General features: G+C 34.5%; 14 protein-coding genes. 12 read left to right on the top strand and 2 right to left on the bottom strand.

Annotated elements, in window-relative coordinates; translation table 11 throughout:
* The first annotated feature begins 329 nt into the window (after positions 1-329).
* The 10 genes from B2145_RS08805 to B2145_RS08855 all read left to right on the top strand — a co-directional run bounded on the left by B2145_RS08805 (position 330) and on the right by B2145_RS08855 (position 11,620).
* Positions 330-2,714 carry a penicillin acylase family protein gene (locus tag B2145_RS08805; RefSeq protein WP_291101117.1) on the top strand — a complete coding sequence of 795 codons (2,385 nt, stop codon included), beginning with the start codon at positions 330-332 and terminating at the stop codon, positions 2,712-2,714.
* Between the two features lie 613 nt (positions 2,715-3,327).
* On the top strand, positions 3,328-4,146 hold the full coding sequence (locus tag B2145_RS08810; RefSeq protein WP_291101120.1) for a MotA/TolQ/ExbB proton channel family protein: 819 nt from the start codon (positions 3,328-3,330) through the stop codon (positions 4,144-4,146).
* A gap of 75 nt (positions 4,147-4,221) precedes the next feature.
* Positions 4,222-4,830 (top strand): ExbD/TolR family protein, encoded by a 609-nt coding sequence (locus tag B2145_RS08815; RefSeq protein ID WP_291101122.1) that lies wholly within the window; start codon positions 4,222-4,224, stop codon positions 4,828-4,830.
* A 19-nt stretch (positions 4,831-4,849) separates the two neighbouring features.
* On the top strand, positions 4,850-5,413 hold the full coding sequence (locus tag B2145_RS08820) for an ExbD/TolR family protein (protein WP_291101125.1): 564 nt from the start codon (positions 4,850-4,852) through the stop codon (positions 5,411-5,413).
* Positions 5,414-5,453: 40 nt separating this feature from the next.
* Complete coding sequence (locus B2145_RS08825) at positions 5,454-6,245, top strand: energy transducer TonB (RefSeq protein WP_291101128.1); 792 nt, start codon at positions 5,454-5,456, stop codon at positions 6,243-6,245.
* 246 nt (positions 6,246-6,491) lie between these two features.
* Complete coding sequence (locus B2145_RS08835) at positions 6,492-7,412, top strand: PstS family phosphate ABC transporter substrate-binding protein (protein ID WP_291101133.1); 921 nt, start codon at positions 6,492-6,494, stop codon at positions 7,410-7,412.
* A 16-nt stretch (positions 7,413-7,428) separates the two neighbouring features.
* Entirely contained in the window at positions 7,429-9,096 is a 1,668-nt protein-coding gene (locus tag B2145_RS08840; protein ID WP_291101136.1) for a tetratricopeptide repeat protein, read from the top strand.
* A 139-nt stretch (positions 9,097-9,235) separates the two neighbouring features.
* Positions 9,236-9,868: a 7-carboxy-7-deazaguanine synthase QueE gene (locus tag B2145_RS08845; RefSeq protein ID WP_291101138.1), complete on the top strand. Its 633-nt coding sequence runs from the start codon at positions 9,236-9,238 to the stop codon at positions 9,866-9,868.
* Between the two features lie 47 nt (positions 9,869-9,915).
* Entirely contained in the window at positions 9,916-10,362 is a 447-nt protein-coding gene (locus B2145_RS08850) for a DUF2059 domain-containing protein (RefSeq protein WP_291101141.1), read from the top strand.
* Positions 10,363-10,462: 100 nt separating this feature from the next.
* Positions 10,463-11,620 (top strand): aminotransferase class V-fold PLP-dependent enzyme, encoded by a 1,158-nt coding sequence (locus tag B2145_RS08855; protein ID WP_291101144.1) that lies wholly within the window; start codon positions 10,463-10,465, stop codon positions 11,618-11,620.
* On the opposite strand, the gene B2145_RS08860 is transcribed toward B2145_RS08855, so the two are convergent.
* Positions 11,598-12,317 (bottom strand): class I SAM-dependent methyltransferase, encoded by a 720-nt coding sequence (locus tag B2145_RS08860; RefSeq protein ID WP_291101147.1) that lies wholly within the window; start codon positions 12,315-12,317, stop codon positions 11,598-11,600. The genes B2145_RS08855 and B2145_RS08860 overlap by 23 nt on opposite strands.
* 92 nt (positions 12,318-12,409) lie before the next feature.
* Between B2145_RS08860 and B2145_RS08865 the strand changes: the two genes are divergently transcribed.
* Positions 12,410-12,904 carry a YkgJ family cysteine cluster protein gene (locus B2145_RS08865; RefSeq protein ID WP_291101149.1) on the top strand — a complete coding sequence of 165 codons (495 nt, stop codon included), beginning with the start codon at positions 12,410-12,412 and terminating at the stop codon, positions 12,902-12,904.
* A gap of 10 nt (positions 12,905-12,914) precedes the next feature.
* On the opposite strand, the gene B2145_RS08870 is transcribed toward B2145_RS08865, so the two are convergent.
* Positions 12,915-14,168: an exo-beta-N-acetylmuramidase NamZ family protein gene (locus B2145_RS08870; protein WP_291101152.1), complete on the bottom strand. Its 1,254-nt coding sequence runs from the start codon at positions 14,166-14,168 to the stop codon at positions 12,915-12,917.
* 6 nt (positions 14,169-14,174) lie between these two features.
* On the opposite strand from B2145_RS08870, the gene B2145_RS08875 reads away from it, so the two are divergent.
* Complete coding sequence (locus B2145_RS08875; protein WP_291101155.1) at positions 14,175-15,410, top strand: ABC transporter permease; 1,236 nt, start codon at positions 14,175-14,177, stop codon at positions 15,408-15,410.
* The last annotated feature ends 363 nt before the right edge of the window (positions 15,411-15,773 follow it).

A 15,773-nucleotide genomic window follows, 5' to 3' on the forward strand; every position in this document is an offset into this window, starting at 1 on the left:
TAGTATAATGCCGCTGTATATTTCATTTAGTTCAATTTTTATTGGACTAATTTGAAATAACTAGCGGTATAATCCTAATTTTAATCGGCAGAGGTCAATTTAAAGGCTTGGGTTTTTAATTGGGTAGACTCACTTTTTATTATTTTCGATAAACAGTTGAAAAAAAATTAAATGTTTATATTTGGTATTTAAGAATGATTTTCTGCGCAAAACCTTCAATGAATTGTAAAACAATTAAATAAACAATAAAGAATTCCATTTTTTATCCTAAATTTCGGATGTTTTAAAGAAAGTATTGATTAAATCGGGTCTGTTTAATAGTATTTCAAATGAAAAAAATAAAAAAAATCGGTCTTGTTATACTGTTATTGACAGTAATTCTTGTAATTGTATTAGTTGGTTATGGTTTTTACCTGAAGCCTACTTATGAGGGAGAGCAAAAACTCAAAAATATTCAACAGCAAACTACCGTGTATTTTGATGATTTTGGGGTTCCGCATATTTATGCCAATTCCCAGAAAGACGCTATGACAACTTTAGGGTATGTCCATGCGCAAGATCGTTTATGGCAAATGGAATTGATGCGGCGAATTGCTCCGGGAAGATTATCGGAAATTTTTGGTTCGAAAACATTAAAAAGCGACAAGTTTTTTGCTGGTTTCGGCATCGATGAAAATTCAGAAAAGGCAATTTCCAAACTAGATAAAAACTCCGACACTTATCAACTAGCTTTAGCCTATATTGACGGAATTAACCAATATATGGAAGAGGGAAAAACACCTATCGAGTTCGAAATATTGGGAATAAAAAAAGAGAAGTTTACGATAAAGGACGTCTATAATATCTTTGGATATATGTCTTTTAGTTTTGCCATGGCTCAAAAAAGCGATCCTTTAATGACCGATATTCGGGATAAATTGGGCTCGAATTATTTAGAAGATTTTGGGCTGGATGGTTCATTGGGAACTACCCAAATCAAAAATTTTGATGGAAAAACAATTGAATATGCCGAAATTTCCAAGGCGGTGGCCAGTTTGTTGGACAATTCGGTTGTGCCAGCTTTTATAGGCAGCAACAGTTGGGTTATTGCACCGAAAAAAACCAAAAACGGAAAAGTTATTTTTGCCAATGATCCGCACATTATTTTTTCGCAACCTTGCACTTGGTATGAAGCCCATATTGTTGTACCCAATTATGAAATTTACGGATATTATTTGGCCGGGACACCATTCCCTCTTTTGGCACATAACCACGATTATGCTTATGGATTAACGATGTTCGAAAATGATGATGTCGATATGTTTCAGGAAGAAGAAAATCCAAATAACAAAAACCAATATAAGACCGTAAATGGATTTCAGGATTATAAAATTAGAAGAAAAACCATTAAAGTAAAAGATAGTTCTGACGTGGTTTTAGAAGTAAAGGAAACGCAACATGGCCCGGTAATGAATGGCTTTTTAGACGGGATTAAAGGTGCAAAACCTGTTTCGATGTCTTGGATTTACATCCAACAAAACAATCAAATGCTCGAGGCTGTTTATGCGCTTTCCCATTCAAAAAATCTTGATGATTTCAGAAAAGGAGTTTCCCTGATTGTCGCGCCAGGATTGAATATTATGTATGGCGATGCCAAAGGGAATATTGCCTGGAACACATCTGGGAAGTTATATAAATTGGACAATGCCGTCAATCCAAATTTTATTCTGAATGGAACCAATGGCATCGATGACAAGAAAGAATTTTTGGATTTTTCCAAAAATCCCCATGCCATAAACCCAAGCTGGAATTATGTATATTCTGCCAATAATCAACCCGAAGCAGTTGACGGATACTTATATCCAGGGTATTATTTGCCGCAAGATCGAGCCAAAAGAATTTCAGGATTATTGGAACAAAAAAATGATTGGACAAAGGAGGATGTTGGCCAAATGATGAACGACAATATTTCAAATGGAGCAACTGACATTGTGCGTAATTTAATTCCGACCTTGGAATTAAAATCGCTTTCAGCAAATGAAAATCAAGCATTGTCTATTCTTAAAAAATGGAATGGTTCCAATAATTTGAAAGATATTGCGCCAACAATTTACAATAAATGGATTTATGATTATTTAAAAAACACTTTTCGAGATGAGTTGGGAGAAGCCAATTTCAAAATGCTTTTAAGCACGCATATTATCAAACAGGTGATTGCCAGTCAAAGCAAAAATGAAAACTCGATTTGGTGGGACGATAAGGATACAAAAAACAAGATAGAAACCAGAACTGAGATCCTAAACAAATCATTTCATCAGGCCATTTCAGGGCTTGAAAATCAGCTAGGTAAAGATGTCAATTCGTGGACTTGGGACAAAGTGCATACGCTGGAACATCAGCATCCTTTGGGGAAAGTGGCGTTGCTGAGAAGATTTTTCAATGTTGGGCCTTTTAAGGCTTCAGGTTCAAATGAGGTAATCAATAACTTAATGTTTGATTTTACCGATAGTGGGAAATATTCCGTAAAAGCGGGGCCATCAACCAGAAGAATTATCGATTTTTCGGATATAGAAAACAGTATGAGTATTTTGCCAACAGGACAATCTGGAAATCCTTTTAGTAAACATTACAATGATCAGGCAGAAATGTACAATTCGGGAAAGTTCAGGAAAATGAAATTAAACAAGGAAGAAATTATCAAAACTTCGACAAAATTGGTTTTCGCGCCGAAATAATTGATAATCATTGTCAAATAAAATGAATTCCGAATATCAATTGCGACGGCAAAATTAAATTGCAATGTTTGATGTTGTAAATCAAATTCGTTTTTTTATTGTTATAGACATCGAATTTTGATTTTTGAAATTAATCTTTTTTCCGATTCACTATTTATGCCAAAATCCCGCCTCAATAATAATACTTTCTCCTTTCGAAAGAGGGTCATTAGCGATGAATGGTATGGGATATTCTTTTCTATTCGTATAAGTTTGGATTAAAATTAATTACCAAGGTATTATTTTTTTTACATTTATACTTTAACATTTGCCGCAAAACACAAGTTTTTTTATTGCAAATAAAAAATATATATTTAAAAATTTAACAATAGTTATTGGAATGTTGTAGTAATATACCGTAAAATACCATGTTTATTTTTGTAAAATAATTAATTCACATAACTTTTTATAATATAGACACAAAACAAAAAAAACATTTTTTTTTATTTAGGATAAAATTAACTGTAATAAAATTAAAAAAAGTTTTTTTATTACAACTAAAAATATAAATTTGCCCTTCAACAAGTTTATTACAACTAAAATAAATTATTTAAAACTATTAAAATTAAAGAAAATGGCAAACGTTAAAAAAGAAAGTGGTTCAGGATTAGGAGGAATGATTACAGGAATCATAATTGCATTGTGTATTTTATCAGGATGGGTAATATGGACATTTATAATGGGTGATGGTTCGAATTTTGAAGGAGGAGTTAATACAGGCCACCCACTATCAGGAAATTATTTGGCAATGGTTTATAAAGGAGGTCCAATTGTACCAGTTTTGATGGGATTGTTACTAATGGTAATCGTTTTTTCATTCGAACGTTTCAGTGTTATTTCTAAAGCGGCCGGTAAATCAAATCTTGACCAATTTATGAAAAGTGTTAAAGCAAGTATTACCACTGGTGATATTGATGGAGCAATTGTAGCTTGCGACAAACAACAAGGTTCCGTTGCAAATGCAATTAGATCTGCTTTAGTTAAGTATCAAGATGTAAAAAAAGAAGGAATCGATAGCGAAACTGCAGCTGAAACAATTCACAAAGAAATTGAAGAAGCTACTTCACTTGAAATGCCAATGTTAGAAAAACACATGACCATCCTTTCTACATTAGTTTCATTAGGAACTCTTGCAGGATTGTTAGGAACAGTAACAGGGATGATTAAAGCGTTTGGTGCTTTGGCTAGCTCAGGAACTCCAGATCAAGCTATGTTAGCAAATGGTATTTCTGAAGCACTTATCAATACTGCAACAGGTATCTCGACTTCTGCTTTGGCAATTGTTATGTACAACTTATTTACTTCTAAAATCGATACTTTGACTTATTCTATTGATGAGGCTGGTTCTACTATCGTTAATACGTACAGACACTACAGAGGTACAAAAAAATAATTACTAATAATTTATTAAGGATATTGCGTTATATACACTAGAGGCTGATTCTAAATAGATTTAAAAATATAATTAATGGCTGTAAAAATGTCCAAAAAAGCAGCGTCTATTGATATGACGGCTATGTGTGATGTGGCTTTTCTTTTGCTTACTTTTTTTATTTTGACCGCCACGGCCAAAATACCGGAAGCATTGCCTGTGGATACGCCAGCATCAACTGTACAAACCAAATTGCCGGAAACGGATTTGGCTACGATAACTATTGGTAAAGGAAAAGTGTTTTTTGATTTGAAAGGCAGAGAAATCCGCAAAAAAACTCTCGAATTGATGGGTCAGAAATATAATGTTGCTTTTTCTCAAGATGACAAGGATAAATTTGCATTGATGGAAGGCTTTGGTGTCCCAATTCAAAATCTGAAACAAATTATTGACATGAAGGCTTCCGAAAGAACCAAGGCCAATCAGCCAGGAGTTCCGAAAGATTCGCTTGATAATCAATTGGCAGATTGGGTTCAGAATGCCCGTCTTGCAAATATTGAAATAAATGACAAAGAATTGCAAATTGCCATAAAAGGGGATCAAAAAGAGGAATATCCTGCAATTAGAAAAGTAATGGATATTTTACAAGATCAAAAAATCAATAGCTTTAGTCTAGTTACTGGTTTAAGAGCAAAAGATAAATAATTAAAACACACACACTAAAATGGCTGAATTAAATACAGGCGACGGTGGAGGCGGAAAAGATAAAAAAGTAAGAAGTAAAAAACAAAACTCAAAAGTAGATTTAACTGCTATGGTGGATTTGGCTTTCTTATTGATTACATTCTTTATGCTTACCACGACCTTATCTAAACCACAATCGATGAATTTGGGGTTGCCAGATAAAGATGATCCAAATAAAAAAGGACAAAATATTAAAGTTGACGAAAATCGTACAATGACTATTTTGTTAGGTGATAATGATAAGTTAGTACGTTATGTAGGATTACTGGCGACACCTGTTGCAGGAGGAGCTCCAAAAGAGTTTACTTATGGTAAAGAAGGCATTCGTAAAGAATTGTTATTGAGAAAAAAAGCAGTTTTGGCTTATTCCACTGCAAAAGGCAAACCTAAAAATGGAATGATTGTAATTATCAAACCAAGTAAGAAATCAAATTACCGCAACTTGGTTGATATACTGGATGAAATGGCAATTGTAGATGTGCCAACCTACGCAATTGTAAATGAATTTTCACCTGAGGAGCAAAAATTGTTAGAAGGAAAATAAGATTTATTCTTATGACTCAATAACCTAATAATTAAGAAATATGAAATTAGATTTATTAAAAAATCAATGGCTTGAAATTGTATTCGAAGGACGTAACAAGCGTTATGGCGCTTATGTATTAAGAAAAGCAATTACCAAGAATTCCATTAAAGCATTTATCATTGGAACCCTTGTTTTTGGCATTGCTGTCAGCATACCGAATATTGTGCGTTTGCTTCCCGATTCTTCCGCTAATGATGAAACCTTAAATGTAAAAATCACTACGGTAAAAATGCCGCCAAAAGTAAAACCAAAAGAAAATCTTCCGCCACCACCACCACCACCACCAAAAGTGGATCAAGTAAAATTTGTGAAACCGGTGGTTGCAAAAGCAGAAGAAGTTGTTGAAGAGATTGTAGTAATCAAAGACATCAAAGAAAAGAAAATTGGTGCTGAAACTATAAAAGGAGATCCTGATGCTGTGCTAACAGTTGAGCCTGTGGGTACTGGAGTTGCAGCCGTAGTCGAAGAGGATAACACGGTTTACAACACTGCCGGTATTGAGGTTAAACCAGATTTCCCTGGAGGAATGGATAAATTTTATAATTTTATAGCCAAGAATTATCGTGCGCCAGAAGAAGAAGGACTTAAAGGAAAGGTGTATGTCACTTTTGTAGTGGAAAAAGATGGTTCGTTGACTGATATCAAAGTACTTAGAGATATTGGTTATGGAACAGGAAAAGAAGCGATTAGAGTATTGAAAGCAGCTCCAAGGTGGAATCCCGGAGAGCAAAACGGTAAAAAAGTGAGATGTACTTTTAGTTTGCCAATTAATATTCAATCAGCAGAATAATGTTAAAAAAAACATTAAATAACATTCAGGAGAAATCGCTCAAAGAGCGGTTTCTTCTCGTTATGGGAATTTTGTTTTTTCTTGTTTATCTAGTTTTAGGTTTGATTGTTATTTTTTGGGATGTACTTTTTGATAGAAGCTTTCCAATAATAATGTCGCCAATTTATAGAATGACTTTTGGCGTCATTCTAATTGTTTATTCATTTTTTAGATTTTTTAGATTTTTTAATTCAAGTAATGATTAGCATGCGTAAAATTAGCAAAGTTTTTGTTCTTGTTTTTGTTGGGTTCTTATTTGTAATGTGTAACCAAAAAGAAAAGAAAAACACCAATAAAGAATCGATATTGAAGGGTACCACAACTATTTTAGTGGATGAAACCTTAATGCCAATAATGGAGGATCAAGTAACTATTTTTGAAAACAATTATCCAGCTAAGATTAAGATTGTTTCAAAATCTGAATCAGAGGTAATCGTTTCTTTGTTTAAGGAAAAGTCAGGTATTGCCGTTTTGACCAGAAATTTAACTACAGAGGAGAATAAAATCTTTGAACAAAAAAAAATAACTCCAAAAATCACTAAATTTGCTACTGATGCAATTGCCTTTATTTCAAATAAAAGCAATAATGACACTTTAATTGAGTTAAAAAGTATAATAGAATTGATGCAAGGAAAACCAAATGCCAATATAAAAGGTTTGGTTTTTGACAATCCAAATTCAAGTACGGTACGTTATATGAATACATTGGCGGGAATAAAAACAATTCAACAAAAAGGAGTTTATTCATTTAAAACAAATGATGAGGTAATTAAATTTGTTGCGCAAAACAAGGGAATGATTGGCGTGGTGGGAGTAAACTGGTTGTCACAACCCAAGCCAGCTATGCAGGATTTTGTAAACAAGGTAAATATATTAAGCGTAAAAAGTCTCACAAGTACGAATTATTATACACCAAGCCAAAATAATATTGCCGAAGGCAAGTACCCTTTGGCACGTGATTTGTATATAATCAATGGACAGGGATATTCTGGTCTAGGAATGGGTTTTGCCTCTTTCGTTGCCGGTGATATTGGGCAAAGAATAATTTTGAAATCTGGATTGTTACCCGTAAGAATGCCAGGCAGAAGAATTAATATTAGAAAAGAAATTAATAATGATAAAAAATAAATTAAAAAAAGTTAAGATGAATAAATTTAAAATTTTTAGTATTGTTTTATTGACCTCGGTGTCCGTGAGCAATGCACAAGATTTGAATCAAGCAGTAAAAGCAATTGATGCCGAACAATATGAAAGTGCAAAATCGATGTTGAAATCGATAATTCAAACAAAACCAGAAGATGGGAAAGCTACATTTCTTTTAGGAAACATTTATCTTACACAAAACATCAAGGATTCAGCAAACATCTATTTTCAAAAAGGATTATTGGCAAGTGATAATGGAAACTTTAATTATATAGGTTTAGGTCAGGTGAATTTGGAAAGCGGTACTATTGCCGAAGCACAAGCTAATTTTGACTTGGCTACAAATAAAATGAGAAGGAGGGATATAGAGGAATATATCTATATTGGCAGAGCCTATATGAATGTTGAAAAACCAGATTATAAAAAGGCACTTTTGGTTTTAAATAAAGCTAAGTTAATTAATCCGATGGATGCTCAAGTACAATTGGCTCTTGGAGACGCATATTATGGGGATAACAATCAAAATGAAGCTTATGCTGCCTATAGAAATGCTTTTCAAGCCGATAATACTTTGATAAGGGCAAAAATGCAATTAGGCGTTTTGCTAAAAGGAGCAAAATCCTATGATGAAGCTTTAAAAGCATTTAATGAAGTAATAGCATTGAATCCTGGCTATGGTCCAGTTTATAGAGAATTGGCGGAAACCTATTACAAATGGGGAAGAAATAAGCCTTCAAAATCTGAAGAGTATATGAAAACTGCTATGGGGTATTATGAAAAATATATGAGTCTTACCGATTATTCTTTAAATTCAAGAATGCGTCATGCTGACTTCCTTATCCTTATTAAAAATTATCCTGCACTAGAAGTTGAGGCAAATGAAATGGCAAAATTGGATAAGGTAAATCCTAGAATTTATCGTTATTTAGGATATTCTGCCTATGAAAACGGTAATGTAGACTTGGCTTTAAAATCATTGGAAAGTTTTACTTCTAATTCGTCAAATAAAATCATTGCTAAAGATTATTTATATTTAGGTTTGGCCAAAATAAAAAAAGGAACAAGTGCCGATGGATTAACAATTGACCCTGCTGCATTTAGTTTAGGCATGACTGATATTAAGAAATCAATTGAAATGGAGCCTTTGGCAGTCGAAGATTTGAATGAAATTGGGGTTAAATTGTTTACTCAAAAATTATACAAGGAAGCTTCAGCTATTTTTGAACTAGGAACAACAAATACTGAATCTAAAAATTACTTAGATGATAACGTTTATTTTGGACTGTCAATATATTATGGTAATATCCAAAAAGACGTAGTTCCTAATCTTGTAGATTTGCAAAAAGCCGATACTGCTTTTGGAAATGTATTAGCAGCTTCACCTTCCTATTTTGACGCATATATTTATAGAGCTAGAATAAATAGATTGCTTAATAATGATGAGATGATGGTAAAATATTATGTGGAATATGTTGCTAAAGTTACTGAAAAAGGGCCGGAAGAATTAGCAAAACCTGCAATAATAACTAAATTTATAGAATGCTATAATAACATTGCTGCAAGCTATGCCAATACGGATAAAGTTAAGGCGGTTGAATATTTCAATAAAACCCTTGCTCTTGATCCAACTAATGATTATGCTACTAAGTCTTTAAAAGTATTGAAATAAATATAATTGCATTACATTTAAAACCGATAGTTTCAGAAAAACTATCGGTTTTTTTTTATATGTCATTGCGAGGCACGAAGCAATCTTCTTCTTTAATCCCAATCCCAAATTCACTACCTTTGTCCTTTAAATTTATAAAATGTTATCAAAAGAAATACAATTAGAAGTTAATAAAGGGGCTATGCTTCCTTTGATGGAGGAATTTTACACCATTCAGGGCGAAGGATTTCACACAGGAACAGCCGCTTATTTTATAAGAATTGGTGGTTGCGATGTGGGTTGTCATTGGTGTGATGTCAAGGAAAGCTGGAATGCCGAACTGCATCCGCCCACAAGTATCGATTTGATTGTTGCCAATGCCAACAAATATGCCGATACCGTCGTGGTTACAGGAGGCGAACCTTTGACTTGGGATATGACTTTGCTAACTCAAAAGTTAAAAAATCAAAATCTGAGAGTACACATCGAAACTTCGGGAGCGTATGAACTAACGGGAATATGGGATTGGATTTGCCTTTCGCCAAAGAAAAACAAATTGCCAACCAACACCGTTTATGACAAAGCCCACGAGTTGAAAGTGATAATTTTCAACAAACACGATTTTATTTTCGCCGAAGAACAAGCCCAAAAAGTAAACAAAAAAGCCATATTATTCCTCCAACCCGAATGGAGCAAAAAGGAAGAAATGACGCCGCTTATCGTTGATTATGTGATGAACAACCCGAAATGGCGCGTATCCTTACAAACGCATAAATACTTGAATATTCCATAAATTTATTCTTATATTTATAAAATAAACCAACTAAAAACCAAAACAAAATGAGAAAACTATTTCTATCTATTGCATTCGTGTTAATTGCCCAAATGAGTATGGCCCAAGAAGCTAATTTTAAAGCAGATGTGTTAAAATTGATTTCCATTAGTGGTGCAGATACACAAATAAAGGTTATAAAACCTCAAATTTTGAATATGATACCTGAGGATAAAAAAGAAAATTTTTCAAAAGAATTTGACGCCTCTATCCCAAGTTTACACGATAAAATGGCCAAAATTTATATGGAAATTTATTCGCCCGAAGACATAAAAGGAATGCTTGCATTTTATGAAAGTCCGGTAGGGAAAAAGATGAATGAGAAAGCCGGTGAACTTGGCCAAAAATCTTTGCAGGCAGGGCAAGAATGGGGTCAGGAATTGCAAGGAATAATGGCAAAATATAAAGATGTAGTTCCTGCACAAAACACGTATTCGGTTACAAAACCAAAATAGCAAGTTACGAATTCCTTACTTTTTATAACTATTCACAAAAAGCCAAATCCCAAATTGCAATTGTTTTTTGGGATTTTTTATATTTAAAAAAAATCATCAAATGAAATCACAATTCCTTCTCAATCCAGAAATTACCTTTTTAAATCACGGTTCTTTTGGCGCTTGCCCGAAACCAATTTTCGAGGAATACCAACGTTTTCAATTGGAACTCGAAAATGAACCCGTTTATTTCATCAGAAAGAAAGCGGAGGGTTATTTGAAAATTGCCAGAGAAAGATTATCAAAATACGTTGGTTGCCAATCAGTGGACTTATTTTTCACGCCGAATCCTACTTTTGCCGTAAATACCATTATGCGAAGTTTGCATTTGGATGCTGGAGACGAAATCCTAAGCACGAATCACGAATATGGTGCGATGGACAGAACTTGGAATTTCTATTGCAAAAAATCAGGAGCCAATTACATTCGACAAAATATCTCTCTTCCCGTAGTTTCAAAAAAACAAATATTGGAGGAATTCTGGAGTGGCTATACTTCAAAAACCAAAGTTATTTTCCTCAACCAAATCTCAAGTTGCACCGCTTTGATTTTTCCAGTAAAGGAAATTTGTGACAAAGCACGTGAATTAGGATTGATTACGATTATTGATGGCGCACACGTTCCGGGTCAAATGGGTTTGGATATTTCCGAATTAAATCCCGATTTTTATACGGGAACCTTACACAAATGGATGCTGGCTCCTAAAGGCAGTTCTTTTCTATATGTTAAAAAGGAATTCCAGAAAATGTTGGATCCGCTTGTTGTGGGTTGGGGTTATGAAAGCGTTTCTCCCGGCGAAAGCCAATTTCTGGATTATCAAGAATTTCAAGGCACAAAAGATACTTCGGCCTATTTGTGCACGCCAAAAGTGATTGATTTTCTGGAAGAAAATGATTGGAAAACTAAAGCAAAGGGATGCAGGCAGCTAGTTTTGGATAATTACGAAAGCTTTTGCAATTTGCTCAACACAAAACCTATTTGCCCAATTACTGAAGAGTTTTTGGCGCAAATGGCAAGTATTCCAATCAAAACTTCCAAGCCTGTTGAATTGCAGGATTTGCTTTTTGACAAATACCAAATCGAAATTCCGGTAATGGCTCTAAACGGGAATTATTTTTTGAGATATTCCATAAACGCTTATAATTCCCAGAAAGATTTGGATATTTTGTACCAAGCCTTGCAAGACATCATTAAAACTACTGATTTGCTGGAAGTGTAAGCTTCGCCAAATAATCGAAATGTTCTCCTTCAAGAATTAATTCGCGTTGCAATCCATTGGCGAAAGCCGCATTTTGTAAAGTATTATAGTCGAGATAAAGCCAAGGAAAGGTTTCTTCGGTTTCATTCTTGTATGAAAGAGTAAAAGTCAATTCGCCATAATAGCCATTGCCCGGAATCCATTTTCCACCGTCTTCATCATCGTCAAACATATAAATAATATCTGAAGAATCGATTAGAATTTGACCGTTTGGAGTAAGCAGGCTTTTAAGTTTTTGCAAATATTTGGAGGTTTCTTTTAATGTTCCAAAAATACCCGTGCCATTCATTAACAACAAAATGGTGTCGAACTTTTCGGTTGAATCCAAGTTTAGAATATTCTCCACTTTCGCATTTGTAATCCCCCGAAGTTTACAGGCTGCAATGACATTTGCCGAAATATCAATAGAAGTGACATCAAGATTTTTGACATTTTGAAGATACAATGAATGACTTCCCGCGCCACAACCCACATCGAGAACTTTTCCTTTTGCCAATTGTAGCGCTTTTTGTTCCAACTTTGGCATTTCTTCATAAGTGCGAAAAAGATAAGCAACACTCATTTCATCCGTTTCAGAAATGGAAGTTTCAGTAATTAAATTCTCGGGAGAATTATTGGTTTGAAAATCGAGTATGGCTTTTCCGAAAAGGTCTTTCATTTTAGTTGATGCGTTAATTTGGTTATTTGTTTATTTGATTTGAGTAGATTTGTAGTCTGATTTTTCGAATAACCGAATAGCCAAATTAGCAAATGAACAATATTCTAAACAATCTTCCTAAAGATGCCAAAGATAAGCATATCGAAAACAAAAAGTATTTTGATAAGCTGAAAAAGAAGACGCCTAAAAATTTGGATTACGTGATGCAGGATTTGCACGACGCTGAATTCAAGAAAACCGATTGTTTGACCTGTGCCAATTGTTGCAAAACCACGGGACCATTGTTTACTTCGGCAGACATTGAGCGTATTTCAAAACATTTGAGGCAAAAACCACAGCAATTTATAGACCAATATTTGCGGATTGATGAAGATAAAGATTATGTGCTGCAAAGTGTACCCTGTACTTTTCTTGATAACGATAATACTTGTTTCATCTATGATGTTCGTCCGAAAGCATGTCGCGAGTTCCCACATACTGACAGGAAAAAGTTTCAACAAATCTCGAATTTGACTTTGCAAAACGTGGCGATTTGCCCGGCAGCTTTCAATATTGTGGAAGAAATGAAGAAGAAAATGCCATTATGAAATTTATTGTCTATCGATAAATCAAATATTTTTTTCTCATTTCCTTAAATTTATTCAAACCTTTCTCCCAACTTTTTAGTATCTCTTCTTCCGAAATTCCGGCTTCAATTTGTTCTTGTAATTTTTCGGTTCCGGCCAGTTTGGTGAAATACGGATTGAAGAATTTTGATTTATCTGTAGTTTCATTGTATGCTTTTATCAGCCATTTCAACTCTAATTGGCTTACTTTGGCTACGTCCGACAAATCTTCTCCGTAGCAAATTTGGTCTTTGTGCATTGGTTCTTTTGCGCCAAAATTAGGTTTAGGGATAAAATTAAAATCACTTTTTGGCAGAAAAGGAGAACCGTAAATTTGGAATTGTTTTTCGGTGCCACGACCTACGCTCACGTTTGTCCCTTCAAAAAGGCACAAACTGGCATATAGATTTATGGATTGTTCGTTGGGTAAATTCGGGGATGGTTTTATAGGTAAATTATAAGTCATATTTCGGTTGTAATCTGCGCAAGGAATAATAATAAGTTTGCATTGTACACCATTTTTCAGCCATTTTTCGCCATTAATCATTTGGGCATATTCACCAATTGTCATTCCGTACAAAACGGGAACAGGATGCATTCCCACGAAACTCGTGAATGCTGGTTCAAGAATTGGCCCGTCAACTATGCTTTCATTAGGGTTTGGTCGGTCTAAAATTAGTAACGGAATATTGTTTTCCGCACAAGCTTCCATCACATAATGAAGCGTAGATAAATAAGTATAAAATCGTACGCCAACATCTTGCAAATCAAAAACCACGATGTCAATTCCTGCTAATTGTTCTGGTTTTGGCTTTTTATTGTCTCCATAAAGTGAAATAATTGGCAACCCAGTTTTGGTGTCTTTTCCGTCAATAATGTGTTCGCCAGCATCGGCTGAGCCACGAAAACCGTGTTCTGGAGCAAAAATGGTTTGGATATTGATGTTTTTAGAAAGCAGGAAATCTACCAAATGAGTTTTATTGGATAGAATTCCAGTTTGATTAGTGACAATTCCAATTTTTTTATCTTTTAATAAAGGTAAATATGATAGAAAACTGTCGGCTCCAGTTTTTATTTTGGGAATCGAATCGGTTTTAATTTCTTGAAAATTTCCTTTCTCCGTTTCGCTTTTCTCTGTTTTCTTCGCACAACAAGCAGTTGAAAAAAACATCAAAACAAAGAATAAAATTGTATTTTTGACCCGAGCGAAAGCGAATAGACGAAGTAAAACGGAATTAGATACCATACCAAATTGAATTTAGAATATTTCATAGCCAAACGACTCATTACTGCCAAAGATTATAAAAGTAGCATATCTGCGCCAATTATAAAAATTGCAATTTCGGCCATCGCCATCGGAATGATAATGATGATTGTTTCGGTAGCTACCGGAATTGGGCTACAACAAAAAATACGGGAAAAAGTTTCTGCCTTCAATGGTCATATAATTATTTCGAATTACGACAACAATCAGTCCGAAGTCACACTGGTTCCTGTTTCCAAAAAACAAAACTTTTATCCAAAATTCACTTCCGTGTCCGGAGTGAGTCATATTCAAGCCATTGCAAGCAAGGCGGGAATTATTAGAACCGAAACTGCTTTTGAAGGAATAATATTCAAGGGAGTTGGCAATGATTACCAATGGGACAATATTAGGGAATACATTGTTTCAGGCAAATTGCCCGATTTCTCAAAAAACATCAATCAAGAGGTGTTGATTTCCCAATTCCTTGCTAACAGGCTAAATCTAAAAGTAGGCGATTCATTCAATACTTCCTTTATCAAGGAGAATCAGAATCAATTGCCCAACGTCCGAAGATTCAAAATTACGGGAATTTTCAACTCCGGATTCCAAGACTTCGATGCCACCTATATAATAGGAGACATTCGTCACATACAACGTATCAATAAATGGAAACCGGATCAAGTGGGAGCGTTCGAAGTTTTTGTAAACGATTTTAACAACATCAGAACCATAGGGGAAGAAGTATATCAACAAACGTCATCAACCCTGGACACTAAAACCATAATCGAAAAATACAGTTACATATTCGAATGGCTAAAACTCTTCGATTTCAACATCATAATCATATTAGTAGTTATGATACTGGTCGCTACCATCAACATGGTAGTGGCTCTATTGGTGCTTATCCTTGAGCGCACACAAATGATAGGGATATTAAAAGCATTGGGTGCCAATAACTGGTCAGTAAGAAAAATATTTCTATACAATGCCTTCTACCTTATCGTAAGAGGACTGTTTTGGGGAAATCTAATAGGAATCTCATTATTGCTGATTCAGCAATATTTCGGCATAATCAAACTCAATCCAGAAAATTATTATGTCAACCAAGCGCCAGTTTATCTCAATTTGGGATATATAGTGCTGTTAAACCTACTCACGGTCACCGTTTGTTTCCTGGTTTTATTGATTCCATCCTATATAATAACCAAAATTTCTCCGGTAAAAGCCATCCGTTTCGATTAAACTTTATTTTGTCATTGCGAGGAACGAAGCAATCAGGAGCTATTTCCCGCTATTTGTTACAATCTTCTTGATGCGAGTTCCGCTTTGGCGGAACTCGCATCAAGAAGGATTTTCACTTCTATCAGGGCTAGGGGAGTTGTTTCTATTGAATATCTGTCTTTTTTGCCAGTTTTCAAAAAAACTTTCATCTACAAAACGCAGGATTACAGTGTATTAAAAAATAGTTTAAAAAAACTTCAAAGAAAGGCTTGTATAAGTGAAAAAACGTGCTACTTTTGCACCCGCAATAGCAATACGTTCATTAATAAACTGGCAAGAAAAACGAATCGAAATAGGAAAAATTATTTTCAAAAAAAGATTTAA

The sequence above is a fragment of the Flavobacterium sp. UBA5153 genome (assembly GCA_002413745.1).
Classification (GTDB): Bacteria; Bacteroidota; Bacteroidia; order Flavobacteriales; family Flavobacteriaceae; genus Flavobacterium.

Coding starts and splice junctions, on each gene's coding strand:
- B2145_RS08805 (WP_291101117.1), top strand. CDS start 330: ATGAAAAAAATAAAAAAAATCGGTCTTGTTATACTGTTATTGACAGTA.
- B2145_RS08860 (WP_291101147.1), bottom strand. CDS start 12,317: ATGAAAGACCTTTTCGGAAAAGCCATACTCGATTTTCAAACCAATAAT.
- B2145_RS08870 (WP_291101152.1), bottom strand. CDS start 14,168: ATGGTATCTAATTCCGTTTTACTTCGTCTATTCGCTTTCGCTCGGGTC.
- B2145_RS08845 (WP_291101138.1), top strand. CDS start 9,236: ATGTTATCAAAAGAAATACAATTAGAAGTTAATAAAGGGGCTATGCTT.
- B2145_RS08840 (WP_291101136.1), top strand. CDS start 7,429: ATGAATAAATTTAAAATTTTTAGTATTGTTTTATTGACCTCGGTGTCC.
- B2145_RS08810 (WP_291101120.1), top strand. CDS start 3,328: ATGGCAAACGTTAAAAAAGAAAGTGGTTCAGGATTAGGAGGAATGATT.
- B2145_RS08825 (WP_291101128.1), top strand. CDS start 5,454: ATGAAATTAGATTTATTAAAAAATCAATGGCTTGAAATTGTATTCGAA.
- B2145_RS08850 (WP_291101141.1), top strand. CDS start 9,916: ATGAGAAAACTATTTCTATCTATTGCATTCGTGTTAATTGCCCAAATG.
- B2145_RS08855 (WP_291101144.1), top strand. CDS start 10,463: ATGAAATCACAATTCCTTCTCAATCCAGAAATTACCTTTTTAAATCAC.
- B2145_RS08835 (WP_291101133.1), top strand. CDS start 6,492: ATGCGTAAAATTAGCAAAGTTTTTGTTCTTGTTTTTGTTGGGTTCTTA.
- B2145_RS08820 (WP_291101125.1), top strand. CDS start 4,850: ATGGCTGAATTAAATACAGGCGACGGTGGAGGCGGAAAAGATAAAAAA.
- B2145_RS08815 (WP_291101122.1), top strand. CDS start 4,222: ATGGCTGTAAAAATGTCCAAAAAAGCAGCGTCTATTGATATGACGGCT.
- B2145_RS08865 (WP_291101149.1), top strand. CDS start 12,410: ATGAACAATATTCTAAACAATCTTCCTAAAGATGCCAAAGATAAGCAT.